General features: G+C 62.5%; 23 protein-coding genes. 22 read left to right on the top strand and 1 reads right to left on the bottom strand.

Annotated features, from left to right (window positions below; genetic code table 11):
* The first annotated feature begins 160 nt into the window (after positions 1-160).
* The 22 genes from ndhC (at position 161) to G4G27_RS10040 (ending at position 20,149) form a co-directional block, all read left to right on the top strand.
* Positions 161-535 (top strand): NADH-quinone oxidoreductase subunit A, encoded by a 375-nt coding sequence (ndhC, locus tag G4G27_RS10145; protein WP_183113211.1) that lies wholly within the window; start codon positions 161-163, stop codon positions 533-535.
* Positions 526-1,065 carry an NADH-quinone oxidoreductase subunit B gene (locus G4G27_RS10140; RefSeq protein WP_183113210.1) on the top strand — a complete coding sequence of 180 codons (540 nt, stop codon included), beginning with the start codon at positions 526-528 and terminating at the stop codon, positions 1,063-1,065. Before ndhC ends, G4G27_RS10140 begins: the two co-directional genes overlap by 10 nt.
* Positions 1,062-1,955 carry an NADH-quinone oxidoreductase subunit C gene (locus G4G27_RS10135; RefSeq protein ID WP_183113209.1) on the top strand — a complete coding sequence of 298 codons (894 nt, stop codon included), beginning with the start codon at positions 1,062-1,064 and terminating at the stop codon, positions 1,953-1,955. The genes G4G27_RS10140 and G4G27_RS10135 overlap by 4 nt, the downstream gene beginning before the upstream one ends.
* Positions 1,952-2,095, top strand: a complete 144-nt coding sequence (locus G4G27_RS10130; protein WP_183113208.1) for a hypothetical protein — start codon at positions 1,952-1,954, stop codon at positions 2,093-2,095. Before G4G27_RS10135 ends, G4G27_RS10130 begins: the two co-directional genes overlap by 4 nt.
* Complete coding sequence (locus tag G4G27_RS10125) at positions 2,088-3,323, top strand: NADH-quinone oxidoreductase subunit D (protein ID WP_183113207.1); 1,236 nt, start codon at positions 2,088-2,090, stop codon at positions 3,321-3,323. Before G4G27_RS10130 ends, G4G27_RS10125 begins: the two co-directional genes overlap by 8 nt.
* The gene (locus tag G4G27_RS10120) at positions 3,320-3,922 is read left to right on the top strand and encodes a hypothetical protein (RefSeq protein ID WP_183113206.1); all 603 of its coding nucleotides are present in this window, start codon (positions 3,320-3,322) and stop codon (positions 3,920-3,922) included. The genes G4G27_RS10125 and G4G27_RS10120 overlap by 4 nt, the downstream gene beginning before the upstream one ends.
* Positions 3,915-4,583 carry an NAD(P)H-dependent oxidoreductase subunit E gene (locus G4G27_RS10115; protein WP_183113205.1) on the top strand — a complete coding sequence of 223 codons (669 nt, stop codon included), beginning with the start codon at positions 3,915-3,917 and terminating at the stop codon, positions 4,581-4,583. Before G4G27_RS10120 ends, G4G27_RS10115 begins: the two co-directional genes overlap by 8 nt.
* Positions 4,580-4,744 carry a hypothetical protein gene (locus tag G4G27_RS10110; RefSeq protein WP_183113204.1) on the top strand — a complete coding sequence of 55 codons (165 nt, stop codon included), beginning with the start codon at positions 4,580-4,582 and terminating at the stop codon, positions 4,742-4,744. Before G4G27_RS10115 ends, G4G27_RS10110 begins: the two co-directional genes overlap by 4 nt.
* A gap of 112 nt (positions 4,745-4,856) precedes the next feature.
* Positions 4,857-6,161, top strand: a complete 1,305-nt coding sequence (gene nuoF / locus G4G27_RS10105) for an NADH-quinone oxidoreductase subunit NuoF (RefSeq protein WP_183113203.1) — start codon at positions 4,857-4,859, stop codon at positions 6,159-6,161.
* On the top strand, positions 6,158-6,850 hold the full coding sequence (locus G4G27_RS10100; RefSeq protein ID WP_183113202.1) for a hypothetical protein: 693 nt from the start codon (positions 6,158-6,160) through the stop codon (positions 6,848-6,850). Before nuoF ends, G4G27_RS10100 begins: the two co-directional genes overlap by 4 nt.
* The gene (gene nuoG / locus G4G27_RS10095) at positions 6,850-8,868 is read left to right on the top strand and encodes an NADH-quinone oxidoreductase subunit NuoG (RefSeq protein WP_183113201.1); all 2,019 of its coding nucleotides are present in this window, start codon (positions 6,850-6,852) and stop codon (positions 8,866-8,868) included. The genes G4G27_RS10100 and nuoG overlap by 1 nt, the downstream gene beginning before the upstream one ends.
* Before the next feature lie 118 nt (positions 8,869-8,986).
* A complete protein-coding gene (gene nuoH, locus G4G27_RS10090; RefSeq protein WP_183113200.1) occupies positions 8,987-10,036 on the top strand; it encodes an NADH-quinone oxidoreductase subunit NuoH in 1,050 nt (349 codons plus the stop codon).
* A complete protein-coding gene (nuoI, locus tag G4G27_RS10085) occupies positions 10,033-10,518 on the top strand; it encodes an NADH-quinone oxidoreductase subunit NuoI (protein WP_183113199.1) in 486 nt (161 codons plus the stop codon). Before nuoH ends, nuoI begins: the two co-directional genes overlap by 4 nt.
* 33 nt (positions 10,519-10,551) lie before the next feature.
* Positions 10,552-11,163, top strand: a complete 612-nt coding sequence (locus tag G4G27_RS10080) for an NADH-quinone oxidoreductase subunit J (protein ID WP_183113198.1) — start codon at positions 10,552-10,554, stop codon at positions 11,161-11,163.
* On the top strand, positions 11,160-11,465 hold the full coding sequence (gene nuoK / locus G4G27_RS10075) for an NADH-quinone oxidoreductase subunit NuoK (RefSeq protein ID WP_034161248.1): 306 nt from the start codon (positions 11,160-11,162) through the stop codon (positions 11,463-11,465). Before G4G27_RS10080 ends, nuoK begins: the two co-directional genes overlap by 4 nt.
* Before the next feature lie 7 nt (positions 11,466-11,472).
* Positions 11,473-13,545, top strand: coding sequence for an NADH-quinone oxidoreductase subunit L (nuoL, locus tag G4G27_RS10070; protein WP_183113197.1), 2,073 nt, complete (start codon positions 11,473-11,475; stop codon positions 13,543-13,545).
* Positions 13,542-15,104, top strand: coding sequence for an NADH-quinone oxidoreductase subunit M (locus G4G27_RS10065; protein ID WP_183113196.1), 1,563 nt, complete (start codon positions 13,542-13,544; stop codon positions 15,102-15,104). The genes nuoL and G4G27_RS10065 overlap by 4 nt, the downstream gene beginning before the upstream one ends.
* Complete coding sequence (nuoN, locus tag G4G27_RS10060; RefSeq protein WP_183113195.1) at positions 15,104-16,549, top strand: NADH-quinone oxidoreductase subunit NuoN; 1,446 nt, start codon at positions 15,104-15,106, stop codon at positions 16,547-16,549. The genes G4G27_RS10065 and nuoN overlap by 1 nt, the downstream gene beginning before the upstream one ends.
* Before the next feature lie 47 nt (positions 16,550-16,596).
* Complete coding sequence (locus G4G27_RS10055; protein ID WP_244624632.1) at positions 16,597-17,292, top strand: biotin--[acetyl-CoA-carboxylase] ligase; 696 nt, start codon at positions 16,597-16,599, stop codon at positions 17,290-17,292.
* Positions 17,293-17,303: 11 nt separating this feature from the next.
* Positions 17,304-18,092, top strand: coding sequence for a type III pantothenate kinase (locus G4G27_RS10050; protein ID WP_183113194.1), 789 nt, complete (start codon positions 17,304-17,306; stop codon positions 18,090-18,092).
* Between the two features lie 187 nt (positions 18,093-18,279).
* Entirely contained in the window at positions 18,280-19,860 is a 1,581-nt protein-coding gene (locus G4G27_RS10045; protein ID WP_244624700.1) for a ribonuclease J, read from the top strand.
* Between the two features lie 7 nt (positions 19,861-19,867).
* Positions 19,868-20,149, top strand: a complete 282-nt coding sequence (locus tag G4G27_RS10040; protein WP_183113192.1) for a DUF1467 family protein — start codon at positions 19,868-19,870, stop codon at positions 20,147-20,149.
* Positions 20,150-20,711: 562 nt separating this feature from the next.
* On the opposite strand, the gene G4G27_RS10035 is transcribed toward G4G27_RS10040, so the two are convergent.
* On the bottom strand, positions 20,712-23,015 hold the full coding sequence (locus G4G27_RS10035) for a hypothetical protein (protein ID WP_183113191.1): 2,304 nt from the start codon (positions 23,013-23,015) through the stop codon (positions 20,712-20,714).
* Positions 23,016-23,043 lie beyond the last annotated feature (28 nt).

Genomic DNA, 23,043 nt, shown 5'->3' with positions numbered 1-23,043 from the left:
GGAACAGCGCCAAGCCTGGCGCAGCGAGCGACGCCGATCCTTATCCCGCCGGTGCCCGTCAATGCAGCCTAATTGCGAGTGATTCTCATGGCCTGCGCCCTTGCCCGACTAGGGTCATCGGCCTAAAGCCGCCGCATCACTTCGCACATGCGAGAGAACATTGGTCGACCTGTCACAATATCTGCCGATCCTGCTGTTTCTGGGCGTCGCTATCGTCCTGTCCAGCGCATTCGTATTCCTGCCGATGATCGCATCGCGTTTCACGGGGTCGCACAAGCCGACCGCGGAGAAGCTGACCGAATATGAATGCGGTTTTCCCGCGTTCGAGGATTCGCGCAGCCAGTTCGATGTGCGCTTCTATCTCGTGGCGATCCTGTTCATCATCTTCGATCTCGAAGCCGCCTTCCTCTACCCCTGGGCGGTCAGCGTGTTCAGCCTTGGTTGGACGGCGTGGATTTCGATGATGATCTTTATCGCGGAGCTTGCGCTCGGCCTTGTCTATGCGTGGAAGATGGGAGCGCTGGAATGGGAGTAGAACTCACCGTGCCGCCGCCCGCCGGTACGCTGCCTGATGTGTCGTTCCTCAACGACATCAATGGTGAGCTGAATGACAAGGGCTTCCTGGTCACGTCCACGGAAGATTTGTTCCAGTGGGCGCGCACGGGTTCGCTGTGGTGGATGACCTTCGGGCTTGCCTGCTGCGCGGTCGAGATGATCCATGTGAACATGCCGCGCTACGATCTCGAGCGCTTCGGCGCTGCGCCGCGCGCATCCCCGCGCCAGTCGGACGTGATGATCGTGGCGGGCACGCTGTGCAACAAGATGGCCCCGGCGCTGCGCAAGGTCTATGACCAGATGTCAGAGCCCAAATACGTCATTTCGATGGGCTCGTGCGCCAATGGCGGCGGCTATTATCACTATAGCTATTCGGTGGTGCGCGGTTGTGACCGGATCGTGCCGGTGGACATATATGTCCCGGGCTGTCCGCCGACCGCCGAAGCTCTGCTCTACGGCATCATGCAGCTACAGCGGAAGATCCGCCGCGTGGGAACGATCGAACGGTGAGGGCGCCCGCACCGGCTTACGCCGCGAATGACGGCGTTATCGATTCCGCTGGCCGCGCGCTCGGCCCGGCTTTGCTGTCGTCGCTCGATGCGGTCGGCGAAGTCGCGCTTCATGTCGATCGCGTCTCACTGGTCGAGACGATGATCGCGCTGCGCGACACGCCCGGTCTCGAATATCAGCAGTTGATGGAAATCGCCGGCGTCGATTATCCGGATCGCGAAGAGCGGTTCGAAGTGGTCTATTGCCTGCTTTCGCTGACGCGCAATCACCGCATCCGCGTGCATGTGCAGACCGACGAGGAAAAACCGGTGCCGTCGGTGACGGGCATCTGGCCGGTGGCGGGCTGGCTCGAGCGCGAAGTGTACGACATGTACGGCGTGCTGTTCGAGGGGAACGCCGACCTGCGCCGTATCCTGACCGATTACGGTTTTCGCGGTCATCCCCAGCGCAAGGATTTCCCGCTCTCCGGGTTCGTCGAGCTGCGTTATTCCGAGGAAGCCAAGCGCGTGGTGTACGAGCCGGTCAAGCTCGCCCAGGATTTCCGCACGTTCGACTTCACTTCTCCCTGGGAAGGAGCGGAATATGTCCTGCCGGGTGACGAAAAGGCTGCGTTGCCCGAGGCCAAGGGCGCCCCGACGCCCTTGAAGGCGGATGAAATCGTCAAGGCTGATGCGGCGAAGAGCGAAGCCAAGGCCCCGCCGCCAAAGCCCAAGACCACGGAATCGCCAGCGCAAACCGGTGCCGGCAAAGCCGAGCCTGATGCGACGCCCAAGCCCGCCGATCCCGATGTGGTGAAGGCGCCGCGCAAGCCGCGCGCCAAGCCTGCTGCCTCCGGTGACGCACCGGTCGCCAAGCCCCGCGCGCCGCGCAAGCCGAAGGCGGACAAGTGAAGATAATCACCATCCTCTCCGTTCGTCCTGAGCTTGTCGAAGGACCGTTCTTCTTTCCGCGCTCCCAGCAAGGGCAGGGCTTCGACAAGCTCAGCCCGAACGGTGGAGTGTTCCTTGCCGCGGAGGTGACCCATGGCTGATCATCTCGAAGCCATCGAGCACAAGCTGGATGCCGCAGACCCGACTCCGGGCGATGTTGAAATCCAGAACTACACGATCAATTTCGGCCCGCAGCACCCGGCCGCGCATGGCGTGCTGCGTCTGGTGATGGAGCTCGACGGTGAGATCGTCGAGCGCGTCGATCCGCATATCGGCCTGCTTCACCGCGGCACCGAAAAGCTGATCGAATACAAGACCTACACTCAGGCGCTGCCATATTTCGACCGGCTCGATTATTGTTCCCCGCTGTGCATGGAACACAGCTTCGTGCTGGCGATCGAGAAATTGCTCGATCTCGAAGTACCGATCCGTGCGCAATATCTGCGCGTGTTCTTTGCCGAACTGACGCGCATCTCGAACCATATGCTCAACCTGGGCAGCCACGTCATGGACGTCGGCGCGATGACGCCGAACCTGTGGCTGTTCGAAATCCGCGAAGACTGCATGAACTTCTTTGAGCGTGTGTCCGGCGCGCGTATGCATTCGGCCTATTTCCGGCCCGGCGGCGTGCATCAGGATACGCCGCTCAAACTGCTGACCGACATCGCCGACTGGCTCGACACGCGCTTGCCGCGTTTGTTCGAGGACGCGATCAGCCTGGTTGCCGACAACCGCATCTTCAAGCAGCGCAATGTCGATATCGCCACGGTCAGCCGTGACGATGCGGTGAAATGGGGCTTTTCCGGCCCGATGATCCGCGGCTCGGGCATTCCCTGGGATCTGCGCAAGTCGCAGCCCTATGATGTGTACGCGAAGATGAACTTCGACGTGCCGGTCGGCACGCGCGGTGATTGCTATGACCGGTTCATGGTGCGCGTCGAGGAAGTCCGTCAGTCGGCACGGATCATGAAGCAGTGCCTGAACGAGATGCCCGACGGGCCGATTGCGTCGCTCGACCGCAAGGTCGTGCCGCCCAAGCGCGCCGAGATGAAGCGCTCGATGGAAGCGCTGATCCACCACTTCAAGCTCTATACCGAGGGCTTCCATGTGCCGGCCGGTGACGTCTATGTCGCGACCGAAAGCCCCAAGGGTGAGTTCGGCGTGTATCTGGTCGCCGACGGCAGCAACAAGCCGTACCGCTGCAAGATCCGCCCAACCGCGTTCAGCCATCTCCAGGCGATGGACTTCATGGCCAAGGGTCACATGCTCGCCGATACCACCGCCATTCTCGGCGCGATGGATATCGTGTTCGGGGAGTGTGACCGATGAACGAACGCGAAATAGCTGCTGTGATAGGGCAGTGGCTGGGTATTCTTTGCCTACCTTTGGTTCTTGGCTTTTTGGGATACGTTCTCAGCAAGAAAATGAGCGCAACTCGCGACGAAAATGTTCGCTGGCCTACGCACGTCGGGATCGTTTTGGGATTGCTCGCAGCAGTCTCAGCGCTGGGCCAAAGGGCATCCATTTCGCCTGAGGCCGTGGCGACTGAAGCTGATGAGAAGCACGTTGTCGCGGTGACCGATGGCATGGCAGATGCACCGTTTCCCGCCGAGATCGATCCAGTCACACTCGAGGGTGCTCGTGAGCGGTTGGCTCAAGAGATTTCGAATAGATATGGCGACAGGCTGCGATTATTGAGTTCTGAAATCACAGCACAGAAGCTTGGAAATAAAACAATATTGCGTTTCAATGCTCGAGCCTCGGGCGGAACTCTTATTGTTCAATATATTGGGGTTCTGAATGGGAAACGCAAATTGGTGACATGCGTAGCCATGGACGGCGCTGATTTTCCTGCTTGCCGTCAAAGGGCAATAGATATTTTTGGAACTCCGCCAGCTGGCAATTCAAAGAACGCTGACAATGGCTGAAGCACCCAAAATCCCCGACGAAGCCGAAACCCGCGCGCGCTGGGGCGCGTTTGCGTGGACTGACGAGAACCAGGCGAAAGCGAACGAGATCCTCGGCCGCTATCCCAAGGGGCGCGAGCAATCCGCGTCGCTGCCGTTGCTCGATCTCGCTCAGCGCCAGGTTGGCGCGGAGACGCAGACTCAGGGCTGGCTGCCGGTTCCGGTGATCGAGTTCGTCGCGCGTGCGATCGGCGTGCCCTATATGCGCGTCTATGAGGTCGCGACCTTCTACACCATGTTCAACATGGCGCCGGTCGGCCGCTATCATGTCCAGGTGTGCGGCACGACGCCGTGCATGCTCGCCGGATCGGACGATGTCCTGTCGGCGTGCAAGAATCATGGCCTGATCAAGGGCAAGACCACACCGGACGGCCTGTTCACGCTGACCGAGGTCGAATGCCTCGGCACTTGCGCCAACGCGCCGATGGTGCAGATCAACGACGATAATTACGAAGATCTCGATTACGATCGCACCACCGCGATCCTAGAGGCGCTGGCGTCGGGCAAGACGCCGCCACCCGGCTCGACCATCGGGCGCAAGAGCAGTGAACCCGTCGGCGGACCGACCTCGCTCAAGGCGATGGTCGATGAAAACCATGATTATCGGGGGGAATGGGCATGAACAAGAACACCGTCATCACCATCCTTGCGATTATCGGCGGGCTGGTTGTCCTCGGCTGGGCGCTCAAACTGACCTTCAAGCTGCTCGGGCTACTAATCGTCCTTGGCATCGGCCTGGCGATCTATTTTGGCGCGCAGAAGATGCTGGGAGGGCCGAAATGAACACCGGGTTGAGCATTCCGCTGGTTACCGCACTGGTCATTTCGCTGACCATGGTCGTGATCGCCTTGTGGTTTATCGTTTCAGCTCGCCGCAATCAGAAGGGCGATAAATAGTGCTCGCCGACAAGGATCGCATCTTCACCAATGTCTACGGTTTTCAGCCGTGGAACCTTGCGGCTGCGCAAAAGCGTGGCGACTGGGACAATACCAAGACGCTGATGGCGATCGGCCAGGACGCGATCATCGACAAGGTGAAGGCATCAGGCCTGCGCGGCCGCGGCGGCGCAGGCTTCCCGACCGGCATGAAGTGGAGCTTCATGCCCAAGGAACCCAAGCCCGACCGGCCGAACTTCCTGGTCATCAATGCCGATGAATCCGAACCCGGCAGTTGCAAGGATCGCGAGATCATCCGCCACGATCCGCACAAGCTGATCGAAGGCGCGCTGATCGCCGGTTACGCGATGCGCGCACGCGCTGCGTACATCTACATTCGCGGCGAATATATTCGTGAAGCGGAGACGCTCTTCGCTGCGGTCGCCGAGGCATATAATAAAGGCCTGCTCGGCAAGAATGCCTCTGGTTCGGGTTATGATTTCGACGTCTTCGTTCATCGCGGCGCCGGCGCGTACATCTGCGGCGAAGAGACCGCGATGCTCGAAAGCCTGGAGGGCAAGAAGGGCCAGCCGCGCCTGAAACCCCCGTTCCCGGCTGGCGCCGGCCTCTATGGCTGCCCGACCACGGTCAACAATGTCGAATCGATCGCGGTTGTCCCGACCATCCTGCGCCGTGGTCCGGAATGGTTCGCCAGCTTCGGGCGCGAGAAGAATGAAGGCACCAAGCTCTTCCAGATCAGCGGCCATGTGAACAAGCCCTGCGTCGTCGAAGAGGCGATGAGCATCTCGTTCCGCGAACTGATCGAAGTGCATTGCGGCGGTATTCGCGGCGGCTGGGATAATCTGCTCGCGGTGATCCCCGGTGGTTCGTCTGTGCCGCTGGTACCAGCGGCCGAGATCATGGACGCGCCGATGGATTTCGACGGGCTGAAAGCGCTCGGCTCGGGCCTCGGCACCGCGGCGGTGATCGTCATGGACAAATCGACCGACATCGTCCGCGCGATCAGCCGCATCTCCTATTTCTACAAGCATGAAAGCTGCGGCCAGTGCACGCCGTGCCGCGAAGGCACCGGCTGGATGTGGCGCGTGATGGAGCGGATGCGCACTGGCGACGCCGATGTGTCGGAAATCGACACGCTGTATCAGGTGACGAAGCAGATCGAGGGGCACACTATCTGTGCGCTCGGCGATGCGGCGGCCTGGCCGATCCAGGGTCTGATCAAGCATTTCCGCCCCGAAATGGAGCGGCGGATCATCGAAAAGCAGGGCGGTGGGGTGTCGCCGATGATGGAGGCAGCCGAGTGAAGAAATTCGCCGTCGTCTCGGCTGTCTTGATGCTGGTGGCCGCACTGCCTGCTGCTGCGCAGTTGGGGATGCGAAACTCTCGCGGTCATGTGGCGCCCGCTCGGCTGCCGGGTGATGGTCACTCGGAGCGTGAGAAAGCGCGGGCTGTAATGAACAATTTCGCTGAATGCCTTGATCGCGCGGATCATAAAAGGGTGATCAGGCTTCTCGCTTTGCCGCCGTTCTCGTCCAAAGCGCGGCAGGAAATGAAGAATGTGTCGGACCAAGGCTGCATGGTGGTTCGCGAACTCCGGTTCGATCCATCATTGTTGCGCGGAAGTCTTTTTGTTGTCCTGTTTAACCGCGCCGCAGCGACGTCGGAGGGTGCCGTGACGGTCGCGCCGATCGATTATTCGGCGGACACCGTGGGCGAGACGTCTCCGCGCGCTGCACAATATGTCACGATGAGGCAATTTGCCGCGTGTGTGGTGAAAAAGGATCCCGCTAACAGCCGTGCGGTTGTCGCGAGCGCGGCCGGCAGTGACTCCGAGCGCTTGGCTTACAGCAACCTTTCGCCGGCACTCAGTGATTGCATCATCGGGGACAAGGTGAAGTTCAGCAAGCAGGTGGTTTCGGGCTTGCTGGCGGAAGTTCTTTACCGATCGACGATTGCCGATATTGTTTCGAACCGTGCGCGGGAAACGCAATAATGCCCAAGCTTAAAGTAGACGGGATCGAGATCGAAGTCCCCGCCGGCGCCACCGTGCTGCAGGCGTGCGAGATCGCCGGTAAGGAAATCCCGCGTTTCTGCTATCACGAACGCCTCAGCATCGCCGGTAATTGCCGTATGTGCCTGGTCGAAGTGAAGCCTGGTCCGCCCAAGCCGCAGGCATCGTGCGCCTTGCCGGCAGCGGACAATCAGGAAGTCTTCACCAACTCAGCCATGGTCAAGAATGCGCGCGAAGGCGTGATGGAATTCCTGCTGATCAATCACCCGCTCGATTGCCCGATCTGCGATCAGGGTGGCGAGTGCGACCTGCAGGATCAATCGGTCGCCTATGGCCGCGGCCAGTCTCGCTATGACGAGAACAAGCGTGCCGTGACCGAGAAATATATGGGACCGATCGTCAAGACGGTGATGACGCGCTGCATCCAGTGCACGCGCTGCATCCGTTTCGCCGAGGAAGTCGCCGGGGTCGAGGAAATCGGCGCGATCGGTCGCGGCGAGGACATGCAGATCACGTCATACCTCGAAAGCGCGGTGACCAGCGAGCTGTCCGGCAATGTCGTCGATCTTTGCCCGGTCGGTGCGTTGACGTCCAAGCCCTACGCCTTCGAAGCCCGGCCGTGGGAGTTGAAAAAGACGCTGACCATCGATGTGATGGACGCGGTCGGCACCAATATCCGCCTCGACAGCCGCGGCCGTCAGGTGCTGCGCGCGCTCCCCGTGATCAACGAGGACGTCAATGAGGAATGGGCGAGCGACAAGACGCGCCATGCCGTTGACGGCCTGGTGCGCGGCCGGCTGGACCGGCCCTATGTGCGGACCAATGGCAAGCTTGTTCCGGCGACCTGGGATGAGGCGTTCGCGGCAATCGCTGAGGTGAAGGCCGGATCGAGCGTTGCCGCGATCCATGGCGACCTGCTCGATTGCGAGACGCTCTACGCGGCCAAGGCGCTGCTTGGCGAGATGGGATCGACGCTGCTTGAGGGCCGTCAGACAGGCATGGCGTACGACGCTACATCGATGGCGGCGGTCAATTTCAACACGACCATCGCCGGCACTGAAGACGCCGATGTGATCCTGCTCGTCGGCACCAACCTGCGCTGGGAAGCGCCGTTGGTGAACACGCGGATCCGCAAGGCGATCAAGAAGGGCGCGAAGGTCTTCGCGATCGGACCAGAGACCGACCTGACCTATAAGGTCGAATGGCTCGGCAGCGACCTTACTTTGCTCGGCAAGCTGCCCAAGGCCGCCGCCGATGCGTTCAAGGATGCGGCCAAGCCGATGGCGATTGTCGGCGGTGCGGCGCTCAAGGGCGGGCATGGCGCGGCGCTGGCGCTGGCCAAGAAGCTCAATCTTGTTCGCACCCTTGAAGACGGGGGGCAGTGGAATGGCTTCAACGTCCTGCATATGGCGGCGAGCCGCATGGGCGGGCTGATGCTTGGCTGGGCGCAGCCCGGCGGCATTGCCGACCTCGTTGCGGCCAAGCCGAAGCTGGCTTTCTTCCTGGGTGCGGACGAGCTGGATTTTGCGGCGTTCGCGAAGAGCTTCAAGGTCTATATCGGCCATCATGGTGACAAGGGCGCGGCGCATGCCGATGTGATCTTACCGGGCGCCAGCTATGCCGAGAAATCCGGCACCTGGGTCAATCTCGAAGGCCGCGTGCAGCGCGGCGAGCGCGCGGTGTTCCCGCCAGGCGACGCGCGCGAGGACTGGACGATCCTGCGGGCCTTGTCGGCTGTGCTGGGCAAGACCTTGCCATTCGACACGATCGAGGAGCTGCGTGCGGCGATGGGCGTGGACACGTCTGATCTCGCAACGCTTGGCCTGCGCAGCTTCGCCTGGAACCCGCCGGCGCTCGACGCCCAGGGCGAGGGCGAACTGACCGGCTATCCGATCAAGGATTTCTACCTGACCAACGCGATCTGCCGCGCATCGCCGACAATGCAGCGCTGTTCGGCCGAACTGGTCCATGGCCAGGAATTCGCGGAGGCGGCGGAGTGATGATGACCTTTCTCACCGTCATCCCAGCGAAGGCTGGGATCTCAAGCGGTTCTTGTCCCGCACAATCGCCAGAGACCCCAGCCTTCGCTGGGGTGACGCTGGTTGAGGAGTGCGCGCAATGACCGCGTTATTCCAATCTTGGGGTCTGTCCTTCGAATGGGCGTGGTTCACCTCCACGATCGTCGGCATCTTGGTCATCGCACTGCCGCTGATGCTGGCAGTGGCCATGATCATTTACGCCGATCGCAAGATCTGGGCGGCGATGGCATTGCGTCGCGGCCCCAACGTGGTCGGTCCGTTCGGCCTGTTGCAGAGTTTCGCCGACGGCCTGAAGGTGTTCCTGCAGGAAACCATCGTGCCCACGGCTGCGAACAAGGGCCTGTTCCTGCTCGCACCGATCATCACTTTCACGGTCGCGCTGATCGTGTGGGCGGTGGTACCGTTCCAGGTCGGCGTGATGCTGTCCGACATCAATGTCGGCCTGCTTTACGTCCTCGCGGCGTCCTCGCTCGGTGTTTACGGCATCATCCTGGCCGGCTGGTCGTCCAACTCGAAATATCCATTCTTCTCGGCAATCCGCGCCGCGGCGCAGATGGTCAGCTATGAAGTCGCGATCGGCTTCGTGCTGATCTCGATCGTGCTGTGGACTGGCAGCTTCAACCTGTCGGCGATCGTCGAGGCGCAGAAAGGGCTGTACGGTTTTGCCAACGGCTTCATCTGGAACCCGCTGCTGTTCCCGATGGCGATCGTGTTCTTCATCTCCTCACTCGCCGAGACGCAGCGCGCGCCGTTCGATCTGACTGAGGCGGAAAGCGAGCTGGTTGCCGGCTATCAAACCGAATATTCGTCGATGAGCTTCGCGCTCTACTGGCTCGGCGAATATGCCAACGTCATCCTGATGTGCACCTTGAACGCAACTCTGTTCTGGGGCGGTTACCTGCCGCCGTTCGACTGGGCGCCGCTCTACTGGGTGCCGGGCATCATCTGGCTGTTCGCCAAGATCCTGTTCTTCTTCTTCCTGTTCAGCTGGGTGAAGGCGACCGTCCCGCGCTATCGCTATGACCAGCTGATGCGTCTGGGCTGGAAGATCTTCCTGCCGCTGTCGCTGTTCTGGGTGTTCCTGGTGTCGGGCTTCCTGATGCTGACCCGCGTTGGAGTTCCGTCATGAGCCTTGCTCAGATCATCAAATCCTACACCTTGTGGGAATTCCTCAAGGCACACGCGCTGACCTTGCGGTATTTCTTCAAGGCGAAGGCGACGATCAACTATCCGTTCGAGAAGAACCCGATCAGCCCGCGCTTCCGCGGCGAGCATGCGCTGCGCCGCTATCCCAACGGCGAGGAACGCTGCATCGCGTGCAAGCTGTGCGAAGCGGTATGCCCGGCGCAGGCGATCACGATCGAGGCCGAACCACGCGAGGACGGCAGCCGCCGCACCACGCGCTACGACATCGACATGACCAAATGCATCTTTTGCGGCCTGTGCCAGGAAGCATGCCCGGTCGATGCTGTCGTCGAAGGTCCGAACTTCGAATATGCGACCGAAACGCGCGAAGAGCTGATCTACGACAAGGCGAAGCTGCTCGATAACGGCGATCGCTGGGAACGCGCGATCGCCGCGAACCTTGCCGCCGATGCACCGTACCGTTAAGCGCCAGCCGACTTATAGGGGCCTCCCGATTCCGTGATCCAAGCAATCGCCTTTTACCTGTTCGCGACACTCGTGATCGTCAGCGGCGCGCTGACCATCACCGCGCGTAACCCAGTCCACGCCGTGCTCTGGCTGATCTTCGCCTTTTTCAACGCGGCGGGGCTGATGGTGCTGGTCGGCGCCGAGTTCATCGCGATGCTGCTGATCATCGTCTATGTCGGCGCGGTCGCGGTGCTGTTCCTGTTCGTGGTGATGATGCTCAACATCGATTTCGCTGAGCTGCGTGCCGGTTTCGCGCGTTATGCGGCGATCGGCGTGGTCTTCGCGATCGCACTCGCGGCCGAGATCATGGTCGCCTTCGGTGCCTGGAGCGCCGGAGCGATCGAGCTGAGCCGGCGCGCTGCGCCGATCGACGCGACAATACCCAATATCGAGGCGATCGGCCGGCTGCTCTACACGCGCTATCTGTTCGTGTTCGAAGGCGCTGGCCTGGTCCTGCTGGTCGCGATGATCGGGGCGATCGTCCTCACGCACCGCGAACGCGGCGGGGTACGTGCACAGAATGTGTCGCGCCAGAACGCCCGCCGTCCGCAGGACGCAACGCGCAATACGCAGCCCGGCGTCGGGCAGGGGGTGGAGCTGTGATCGGGCTGACGCATTATCTGGTGGTCGCGGCGATCCTGTTCGCTCTCGGCGTGCTGGGCATCATCGCCAACCGCAAGAACCTGATCGTCATGCTGATGGCGATTGAGCTGATCCTGTTGTCGGTGAACATCAATTTCGTCGCTTTCTCGGCCTATCTCCACGATCTGGTCGGACAGGTGTTCGCGATGTTCGTGCTGACCGTGGCCGCGGGCGAAGCGGCGATCGGCCTGGCGATCCTGGTCATTTACTTCCGCGGACGCGGCACGATTTCGGTCGACGACGTCAACCGGATGAAGGGGTAATCGCAGCGTGACGTCGATCCTCTTCATCGTTTTCCTGCCGCTGCTCGCCGCGATTATCGCCGGCCTGGGCAACCGCATGCTCGGCAATGTGCCGACCAAGGTCATCACGACCGGCGCGTTGTTCCTATCCTGCGCGCTGTCCTGGCCGATCTTCTTCAGCTTCATCGCCGGCAGCGCCGAACCAAGCGTCGTGCCGGTGCTTCACTGGCTGCGCTCGGGCGACCTGCAGGTCGACTGGGCATTGCGTGTCGATGCGCTGACCGCGGTCATGCTCGTGGTCATCACCTCGGTCTCCGCGCTCGTCCATCTGTATAGCTGGGGCTATATGGCCGAGGACGACAGCCAGCCGCGCTTCTTCGCCTATCTGTCGCTGTTCACCTTTGCGATGCTGATGCTGGTGACGGCCGACAATCTGGTTCAGATGTTCTTCGGCTGGGAAGGCGTCGGTCTCGCTTCCTATCTGCTGATCGGTTTCTGGTTCAAGAAGCCCAGTGCCAATGCCGCCGCGATCAAGGCGTTCGTGGTCAACCGCGTTGGCGATCTCGGCTTCATGCTCGGCATTTTCGGCACGTTCCTGGTGTTCGGCACGGTGTCGATTCCGGCGATCCTCGAGGCAGCGCCCGGCATGGCCGGCTCGACCATCGGTTTCCTCGGCCACCGTTTCGACACGATGACGATCCTGTGCCTGCTGCTGTTCGTCGGCGCGATGGGCAAGTCGGCGCAGCTCGGCCTGCACACCTGGCTGCCCGACGCGATGGAGGGCCCGACCCCGGTGTCGGCGCTGATCCATGCCGCGACGATGGTCACCGCCGGTGTGTTCATGGTCTGCCGCCTGTCGCCGATGTTCGAGACCAGCGCGGTCGCACTGAGCGTGGTGACGACCGTCGGCGCCGCGACCTGCTTCTTCGCCGCGACGGTCGGCCTGGTACAGACCGACATCAAGCGCGTGATCGCCTATTCGACCTGCTCGCAGCTCGGTTACATGTTCTTCGCCGCCGGCACCGGCGCGTACGGCGCGGCGATGTTCCACCTCTTCACGCACGCCTTCTTCAAGGCTCTGCTGTTCCTTGGCGCCGGCTCGGTGATCCATGCGATGCACCATGAGCAGGACATGCGTTACTATGGCGGGCTGCGTAAAAGCATTCCGATCACCTTCTGGGCAATGATGGCGGGCACGTTGGCGATCACTGGTGTCGGTATCCCCGCGGTGTTCGGAAATCACCTCGCGATCGGCTTTGCCGGATTCCATTCCAAGGACGCGATCATCGAAGCGGCCTGGGCCTCGGGCCAGTCGGGCGCATCGATCGTCGGCATGATCGTCGCGCTGCTGACCAGCTTCTATTCCTGGCGGCTGATGTTCCTGACTTTCTACGGCAAGCCGCGCTGGACTCAGTCGGAGCATATCCAGCACGCGTTGCATGACGCGCATGGGCATGACGCGCATGACGATCACGCCGCGATGCATGTCGATCATGGTCATGATGCCCATGCCGATCATGGCCATGGCGACGGCACCGGCGGTTATCATCCGCATGAGAGCCCCTGGTCGATGCTTACGCCGCTCTTGTTGCTGTCGCTTGGCGCGGTCGCGGCGGGCTTTGCTTTCCACGGCTTCTTCATCGAGCCGCAGGCGGGTGAGATCTTCTGGAAGGGCAGCATCGCGTTCAGCGAACATCTGATGCACGAAATGCACGAGGTGCCGCTGCTGGTGAAACTCAGCGCGACGATCGCCATGGCGCTTGGCCTGTGGGGCGCTTGGATGGCCTATATCCGCGCACCGCGCTTCCCCGCGCAAGTCGCGGAGCAATTCCGCGTGGTCTACGACTTCCTGCTCAACAAATGGTATTTCGACGAACTGTACGACCTGTTGTTCGTGCGCCCCGCCTTCGCCATCGGCCGCCTGTTCTGGCACCGTGGTGACGAGAAGACGATCGACCGGTTCGGGCCCAATGGCTCGGCCTGGCTAGTCCAGCAGGGCACGCGCGTCGCGGGACGGTTCCAATCCGGATATGTCTATAGCTATGCCTTCGTCATGCTGATCGGCCTGACCGCCGCGATTACCTGGGCGATCACACGATGAGCGGCTTCCCGATCCTTACCGTCATGCTCGCGATCCCGGCGATCGCCGCGATCGCCTGCCTGTTCGTCAATGCGAATACGGCGCGCTGGCTCGCGCTTGGCGCGACTTTGGTCGATCTGCTGCTCGGCATCTGCCTGTGGGCGCAGTTCGATATCGGCGGGCCGCAATGGCAGTTCGTCGAACATCATGAACATCTGTTCGGGGTGTTCGGCTGGTCGCTCGGCATCGACGGTTTCGCGCTAATGCTGATCATGCTCAGCGTGTTCCTGATGCCGATCTGCATCGGCGCCAGCTGGAGCGCGATCACCAAGCGCGTGCCCGAATATATGGCCGCGTTCCTGATCACCGAAGTGCTGATGATCGGCACCTTCGCGGCGCAGGACCTGTTCCTGTTCTACATCTTCTTCGAAGCCGGCCTGATCCCGATGTATCTGATCATCGGCATCTGGGGTGGCGCGAACCGAATCTACGCCAGCTACAAATTCTTCCTCTACACGCTGCTCGGCTCGCTGCTGATGCTGATCGCGATGCTGTGGATGGTGCAGGAAGCCGGCACGACCAGCATCCCGGTGCTGCTCAACTACGACTTCCCGGTTCAGGCGCAGACCTGGCTGTGGCTCGCCTTCTTCGCCTCGTTCGCGGTCAAGATGCCGATGTGGCCGGTCCATACCTGGCTGCCCGATGCGCACGTCCAGGCGCCGACGGCGGGGTCGGTCATCCTGGCCGGCGTGCTGCTGAAGCTCGGTGGCTACGGCTTCCTGCGCTTCTCGCTGCCGATGTTTCCGGAAGCCTCGGCGCAGCTCGTCTGGCTGGTCTTCGGCCTGTCGGCGGTGGCGGTGATCTACACCTCGCTGGTCGCGCTGGTGCAGTCCGACATGAAGAAGCTGATCGCCTATTCCTCGGTCGCGCATATGGCGATCGTGACGATCGGCCTGTTCGCCTTCAACCAGCAGGGCATCGAAGGCGCGATGATCGTCATGCTCTCGCACGGCCTTGTTTCGGGCGCCCTGTTCCTGTGCGTCGGCGTGATCTACGACCGGCTGCACACGCGAGAGATCGACCGTTACGGCGGCCTTGCGATCAATATGCCGAAATATGCGCTGTTCTTCATGCTGTTCACCATGGCGTCGGTCGGTTTGCCCGGAACCAGCGGTTTCGTCGGTGAATTCCTCAGCCTCGCGGGCACGTACAAGGTGTCGACCACGATCACCCTGTTGTGCACCACCGGCATCATCCTCGGTGCGGCGTACATGCTCTATCTCTATCGCCGCGTCGTGTTCGGTGATCTGACCAAGGACGATGTCCGCGCCATGCCGGACATGAGCCTGCGCGAAATCGCCTTGCTCGCGCCGATCGCGGCGGTGGTGCTGTGGATGGGCGTCTATCCGGAAAGCTTTATCGCGCCGATGCGCGGCGATGTGCAGACCCTGGTCGCCCGCGTGGCACGCGCCACGCCGCCCGGCGACTCGCAATTGAAACTCGGCCAAGCGAAACCGAACGGGCCCGCGCCCGCCGCGGCGCATGGGGCCGTACCTGCCGCGCATGAGGGCGCTCACTGATGGATTACAGCGCTTCACTCCTCATGACCCTGCCTGAGCTGGTGCTCGGGATCGGCGCGATCGCGCTGATGCTGGTTGCCGCCTGGGGCGGTCAGGCGTCGACCCGCGCGGTGTCCTGGACCGCGGTCGCGATCCTGGCCGGTGCCGGCATCTCGCTGATCGGCCCGGCCTCCAGCGGCGGTGAGGCGTTCTACGGCCTGTACCGTGCCGATGCTTTCGCCGCCTTTGCCAAGGTGCTGATCTATATCGCCGCTGCGGTGGCGATCATCATGGCGCCGCGCTTCTTCGCGCGCACTACCGGTGACGATCTGCGTCCCGAATATCCCGTGCTGATCCTGCTTTCGGCGGCCGGTATGGGCATGATGGTGTCGGCGGGCGACCTGCTGACGCTTTATGTCGGTCTCGAACTGCAGAGCCTTGCTGCCTATGTGCTGGCGAGCTTCATGCGCCGCGACACGCGCTCGGCCGAGGCGGGCCTCAAATATTTCGTGCTCGGCGCGCTCGCCAGCGGCATCCTGCTTTACGGTATCTCGCTGGTCTATGGCTTCTCCGGCAGCACCATGTTCGACCAGATCGCCACGGCTTATGGCGCGGGCCATTCGCTCGGCCTGACTTTCGGCCTGGTGTTCGTCTTCGCCGGGCTCGCCTTCAAGATCAGCGCCGTGCCGTTCCATATGTGGACGCCCGACGTGTACGAAGGCGCACCGACCCCGGTTACCGCTTTCTTCGCCAGTGCGCCCAAGGTCGCGGCAATGGCCATGGCAGTGCGCGTCGCGGTCGAGGCGATGGGCCCGGCGACCGATCAATGGCGTCAGATCGTGATCTTCGCCGCACTTGCCTCGATCGTCCTCGGTGCGGTCGCGGCGATCGGACAGAGCAATATCAAGCGGCTGCTTGCCTATTCGTCGATCAACAATGTCGGCTTCGTGCTAGTCGGTCTTGCCGCCGGCACCGAAGCGGGCATCGCATCGGTGCTATTCTATCTGACCGTCTATGTTGTCATGACCCTGGGCAGTTTCCTGGTCGTGCTGCAGATGCGCGACGCCGATGGGCAGCCGGTCGAAACGATCGCCAGCCTGTCGGGCCTGTCGCAGACTCGCCCGGCCCTCGCACTGGCGCTGGCGACATTCATGTTCTCGCTCGCCGGCATCCCGCCGCTGCTTGGTTTCAACGCCAAGCTGGCGGTGTTCAATGCGGCGATCGGTGCCGGACTTTATCCGCTGGCCGTGGTCGGCTTTGTCGCCTCGGTGATCGGCGCCTTTTATTACCTGCGTATCGTCAAGGTGATGTATTTCGACGATCCTGCGCCGGAATTCGAACGCAATGACAGCATCGTCGAAGGCGGACTGATCGCGGCGGCGGCAGTCTTCGTTTCACCGGTCGGCTGGGTGCTGCTCGCGCCGCTCGGTGCGCTGACCCTGACTGCCGCACGGTCGCTGTTCTGAGCCATAGCATCCGAACCGTCGTCGAGACGGGATCGACCAACGCCGATATGCTGGCGCTTGCCAGGAGCGGCATAGAGGAAGGCGTCTGGTTGCGCGCAGAGCGCCAGAATGGCGGACGCGGACGGCAAGGCAGGGCCTGGGCCTCGCCGGTCGGCAATCTCTATACCTCGACCCTGGTACGATTGCGCGCCAGCGACCCGCAGGCGGCGACGCTGGCATTGGTCACCGCCGTGGCGCTGGAAGAGGTGGTGCGCGCTTACCTCCCCCCACGTCATTCTCGCGAAAGCGAGAATGACGTGGGGAAATCTCAGCTCCAGCTTAAATGGCCTAACGACCTGCTGCTCGATGGCGCGAAGCTCTCCGGCATCCTGCTCGAAGGGGCAGGGAATGCGGTCGTGATCGGCATCGGCGTCAACTTGGCGCATCATCCAACCGACCTTGATCGTCCAGCCGCCAGCCTCGCCGCGCACGGCGTCACGCCCGACCCGGCGGATTTCCTCGACACGCTGGCCGAGGCGTTCGCGCTCTGGCTCGCGCGCTGGCGTGGCGAGGGGCTGGCACCGATCCGCGCGCGCTGGCTCGAGCGCGCTCATGCACCGGGCACCGCGCTGACCGCCCGGCTACCCGATGGCAGCGCGACCGACGGCCTGTTCGCCGGACTCGATAGTGACGGCGCACTGATCCTCCGCTTGGCGGATGGCACGACCCGTGTCATTCACGCCGCCGATGTCTTCCTGATCTGAAAGGCCGCCACATGTTGCTCGCGATCGATGCCGGCAATACCAATGTCGTGTTCGCGCTGGTCGATACCGACGGCACGATCAAGGCGCGTTGGCGTATCGCCACCGACCCGCGGCGCACCGCGGACGAATACGCCGTGTGGCTCAGCCAGTTGCTCACGCTCGAGGGTTATGACCGCAAGGACGTCACCGGCGTGATCATCGCTACAGTTGTACCGCGCGCGCTGCACAACCTTCAAACGCTGGCGCGTAAATATTTCGGCGGCGAACCACTGATCGCCGGTGAACCGCCGGTCGAATGGGGCATGCAGCTCGATGTGGAGGAACCGCATGCGGTGGGCGCGGATCGCGCGGTCAACATGATCGCGGCACATGCACTCCATCCCGGCGACCTGATCACGATCGATTTCGGCACGGCGACGACCTTCGATTTCTCCGACTATTCCGGCGCCTATAAGGGCGGGATCATTGCGCCGGGTATCAACCTGTCGCTCGATGCCCTGGTCACCGCCGCTGCCAAGCTGCCGCGCATTGCGATCGAGGCACCGACCGGCAATCTCTCGGTGATCGGCCGCGATACCGTCAGCCAGATGCATATCGGCATCTATTGGGGCTATATCGCGATGATCGAGGGGCTCGTCGCGCGCATGAAGGAAGAGGTCGGTCGGCCGGTCAAGGTCATCGCGACCGGCGGTCTGGCCACGCTATTCGAGCAACACACCAATGTTTTCGACTGCATCGAAAGCGATCTGACCATTCAGGGGCTGGCGATGTTGTGGGATCGCGCCCATATAAGGGCGTAGAGATTTGCGAGAGCGCGCCCGGGAACGGCGCCCCGCTCCATCCTCAACCAGATTATCGCGCTGACCGCGCACTCCTATGGCCGTCCGCTATCGCGGTGCTGGCCGAATCAGAAAGACAATAATTTTAGTGACTAACCCAAAGAAAGAACTCCTGTTCGTCGCACTCGGCGGCTCGGGCGAGATTGGCATGAACGTCAATCTCTATGGCTGCCAGGGCAAATGGCTGATGGTCGATTGCGGCATCACCTTTGCCGATCCGCAATATCCCGGCATCGACGTGATCCTGCCCGACCTGCAATTCATCGAGGAACGGCTCGACGATCTGGTCGGCATCGTTCTGACTCATGGTCATGAAGACCATATCGGCGCTTTGCCCTATCTCGCCGAAGATCTCGGCGTGCCGCTTTATGCGACCGCGTTCACTGCCGGTCTGATCCGCGGCAAGCTCGAAGAAGAAGGTAATGCGGCTCGTGTGAAGCTGCACGTCAAGCAACCCGGCGAGCCCTTCGATCTTGGCCCGTTCGGCGTGCAATTCGTACCCATGTCGCACTCGATTCCCGAGGCGAGCGCGCTGCTGATCGATACGCCCTATGGCCGCGTCTTCCACACCGGCGACTGGAAGCTCGATGCCGCGCCCGTCATCGGCAATCCGGCGACCGGCGATCAGCTTGCGGCGATCGGCGATGCCGGCGTGCTCGCGCTGGTGTGCGATTCGACCAATGTCTTCAATCCCGAACCGTCAGGTTCGGAAAGCGATGTGCTGCTCGGTCTGATGGAGACGATCGGCAAGGCCAAGGGCAGGGTGCTCGTCACTTCCTTCGCCTCCAACGCCGCCCGCCTCCATACGCTGGGCGAAGTCGCCCGTGAGACTGGCCGCGCCTTGTGCGTCCAGGGCCGTTCGCTCGATCGCATCCTGAAGGTCGCTCGCGCGACCGGTTATCTCAAGAACTTCCCCGAAACGATCGACGCCGAAGCTGCGATGCGCTTGCCGCGCAACAAGGTGCTGGTCGTCGCGACTGGCGGGCAAGGCGAGGAACGGGCCGCACTGGCGCGCGTCGCCAATGGCCAGCATCCGATCAGCCTCGACGCCGGCGACACCGTCGTTTTCTCCTCGAAGCAGATCCCCGGCAACGAAGTCGCGATCGGCCGAATCCAGAACCAGCTCGCCGCCAAGGGCGTGGTGATGATCACCGACCGTCAGGCGCATGTCCATGTCTCCGGCCATCCCGGACGGCCCGAACTGGCGCAGATGTACCGCTGGATGAAACCCGAAATCCTGATGCCGGTACATGGCGAAATGCGTCATTTGATGGAACAGGCGCGCTTCGGTCTGTCGGAAGGCGTGCCACAGGCGCTGGTGCAGACCAATGGCGACATCGTGCGGCTCGCGCCGGGCGATCCGCAGAAGATTGGCCATGCGGCGGTCGGCCGCCTCGTGCTCGACGGCGATGTGATCCTGCCGGGCGACGGCGCGACGATCAACGAGCGGCGCAAGCTCTCGCTGTTCGGCCAGATCTCGGTCGCGGTTGCGATCGGCAAGAACGGCGCGTTGCTTGGCGCACCGCAAGTCCAGCTCCAGGGTATCCCGGTCGAGGAAGATCGCGATCCGTTCGTGCTCGAAGCGATCGATGCCGCGGTCGATGCGGTCCGCTCGGGCGGGCGCGATCGGGCCAAGCTGCGCGAGGGCATCCGCCTTTCGGTGCGCCGTGTCGCGACGCGCTGGACCGGCAAGAAGCCGATCGTCGACGTGCTGCTGATCGAGGCTTGAGTCCGTTATGCGGTGGACCTCGGCGCTCGCCATCTATTTCCTGTTCTGGGCCTTTTCGGTGTTCTTCGTGCTGCCCTTCGGCGTGCGCACATCGGACGAGGCCGGTGTCGCGCGCGTGCCGGGACAGGCCGATAGTGCACCGCATAGTTTCCAGGCCGGCAAGGTTGCGATCCGCGTGACGATCGTCGCGACGATCCTGTTCGGGCTGTTCATGCTCAACTATCATTATGGTTGGGTCACGCCGCAGACCGTCGACCTGTTCGATGCATTGGCCAACGAGGCCGGATAGGGCGGGGCTTCGGCCCTTATATTCCGCCGTTTGTGCTGGGTAGCGATCGAGCTTGTCGAAAGCGCTGTCGCGAAACGGGCGTTGCTCGCTTCGCCGGCACTAGGGCACGTGCCCTCGATACGCTTTTGGCTGTTCGGCACGAACGGGACTAGACGCTCGCGCCGGAGCATCGAACCCAAAATCCGATCCGTTTGTGCTCAGTGAGGATGGCTTGGCGAAGCTCGCACCTAACGCGCACAATTCCAACTTAGTATCTCATATATAAAGATATTATGTAAGTTTCTCACCAAGGCGGCGGGAGAAGATACGACACAACCGGTGTCCCATATCTCCCGCCGCTCGTCTTTTCCGTCTCGTCGCAAGCGGCGATTCAACTATGATATGGGATTTGGCATGCCATCCCTTGTCGGCCCTATACCGGCGCGCTTTTTCTTAATGTCGAAACAGGATTGCCACGGTGCGAGCGTAATGGGCTCGCGCATGGCCTGAGCGCTATCCATTTCTCCGAGATAACACTTGATGCTCCAGGTCCAGCGCCGTCGTTCGCCGATTTGGGTGGCAGTCAGGTACGCAGCCGCTCTATCGCCTGGGCAAGTGCAACGTACAATTTGCCCATATCCGACGACAGCAAGGTCACGCCGAGCGGCGAGCCGTCACGCTGCGCCAGGATCGCGCGCAGCATCGCCTCGAAGTCATGGATGTAGCGATTGACCTGTTCGCGGAACACGGGGTCTTCGTCATAGTGACGCAGGATTTCGCGCGCTTCGCCGGCGTCGAGCAAGCGCACCGCACGGCGCGTGAAGACGCCGCGATCGCCTTTCAGATAGGCTGCCCAGGAGCTGTCGGAAACTTCGGCCGAGACCGACTTGGTAATGTCGATCGACACCGAATTGAGCGATTCGATCAACAGCGAGACGCGGCGAGCGAACGTGTCCTGATCGGCATTCTCGCGCTCGGCCCGGGCGTCCTCGATCCGGCTTTCGACCATCGCGGTCGAATCGGCGATCGCCAGCATCTGCCGCGTGAGCCGTTCGGAGGCGCGCTGCGCGACTTCAGCCGCCATGTCGGCCGCCTCGCCGATCGCGGCGATCTGTTGCTGCAGCGCTTGGCCCGATGCGCGCTGCATCGCTTCGGCGCTGGCCGTTTCGAGCGCCTGTGCGGCTTCGGGGATGACCGATGCCAGCGTCTCGCGCGCGCGATCGGCGGCGGCGCTGGCGGTATCACGGACGCGCAGCAGCGCCTCGACCAGGCGTGGTGCGGCTTCTTCGGCGAAGCGGTGCGTGCGGCCGATCGTGTCGTCGACCATCTGGCCGAGCGCATCGGCCTTGATTTGGCCGCTGGTCAGCGTTTCGAGCAGCGTGCCCGACAATTTCTCGACTGTGTCGCGCTGACCGGAAATGACATGGGCGATCGCCTCGATCGCATCGTGCGTGCTCTCCGCGGCGGTGACCAGGGCGAGCAGCTCCGGCTTGGCCTCGCCGACGACGCGCCGGCTGTCGGCAACGCGCGCATCGAGCCGGGCGAGCGCGTCGGGCATGGTTTCGTCGATTTCGCGCGCGGCGGCATCGAGCGCGGTCAGCAGATGCTCCGTCCGGGTGATTACGCCCAGCGCCATCACGTCGCCGGCCCGTAATGCCTCGGTCATCGCATTGGCCGATCCGCCCAGCGCGCTGATCGACGCGGCGAGCATCTGCGAGCGATCGACGCCCTGCGAATGCAATATATCGAGCCGGTCCGACACATGAGTGATGCCGGTGTCGAGGACAGTGATGATCTCGTCGCTCGTGCCGCGTTGTTCGTCGAGCCGCGCGGCGATTCGGTCGATCAGCGCTTCTATCGTGCTCATCCGCGCCGCCAGCGCTTCGGCGCCGTCCTGGCCCGCACGATCGAGCGCAGCCTGGTTGGTGCCGAGCATCGCCAGCAACGCTTCGCCCTGCGCGGTGATGCCCTTGCGCGCTTCGTCCACCGCATCGGCGGTACGGCCGAGCAAGCCGTCGACGGCTTCCGACATGCTGCCGGTGACCTGTTCCAGTCGTGTGCCGGCGGTCTCGCCGGTCGCTTCCATTCGCGCGATGTGCGCGGCAAGGCGTTGTGCCGCACCGCCGGCCACCGCATCGGCCTCGCGTCCGCGTTCGGCCAGCGCGGTCAGCTGCGCATCAAGCGCCGCGGCGAACTCGGTGGCGCTGAGACCGGTGCGTTCCAGCACCTTGGTCATTTCGACCGTCTCGCTATGCGCGCGCGGCAACATCGCCATCAGGACGTCGAGCTTGGCATGGGCGATGGTCGCGGCTTCAGCCAGGGTACTGGCATGTGCATCGGCGGCGGCAACCTGCGCCGTGAGGCCGGTGCCGATCATGGTCAGTTTGTTGGCGGCGCCATCGCCCATCGCCATCAGCGCGGTGGTCTGTTCGGCGAGCCGGTCACGATTGGCGTCGATCGTGCGCGACAGAACGGCGATCGTGCGTTCCAGGCTGGCGGCTTCGGCGCGCATCGCTTGGGCCGTGTTGCCGAACCGCCGTGCTTCGGCGGTGCTGGTGCGGAGTCTCAGTAGAAGCAGGATGCCGATCAGCGCCGGCGGCACGCACAAGGCGGCGATGAAGCTGGTCAGCGCTATCGGCGCTGCGATGACCAGGCTCGGCCAGGACAGCCACAGCATCGCCGCGACCCAGGCGACCGACACCAGCGCGCCCAGCGTCGGCACGACCCATCCAAACCGCTCCAGCGACTCCTCACCTTCCCATTCATCGACTTCATAGGTCGATTCGGGTGTTTCGGGCGGAGCGGGATCGGACAGGACAAGCTCTTCCTCAGGGGCGGCTTTGCCTTGTCCCCCGCGTATATCGAAAATGCGCGATCCCCCAGTCATGTCACTCGTTTACCATGATTTGCGCCGT

The sequence above is a fragment of the Sphingomonas sp. So64.6b genome (assembly GCF_014171475.1).
Taxonomy (GTDB): Bacteria; Pseudomonadota; Alphaproteobacteria; order Sphingomonadales; family Sphingomonadaceae; genus Sphingomonas; species Sphingomonas alpina_A.
Note: the sequence above shows the minus strand (reverse complement) of the source record. Positions and strands in the feature narration are given on the sequence as shown.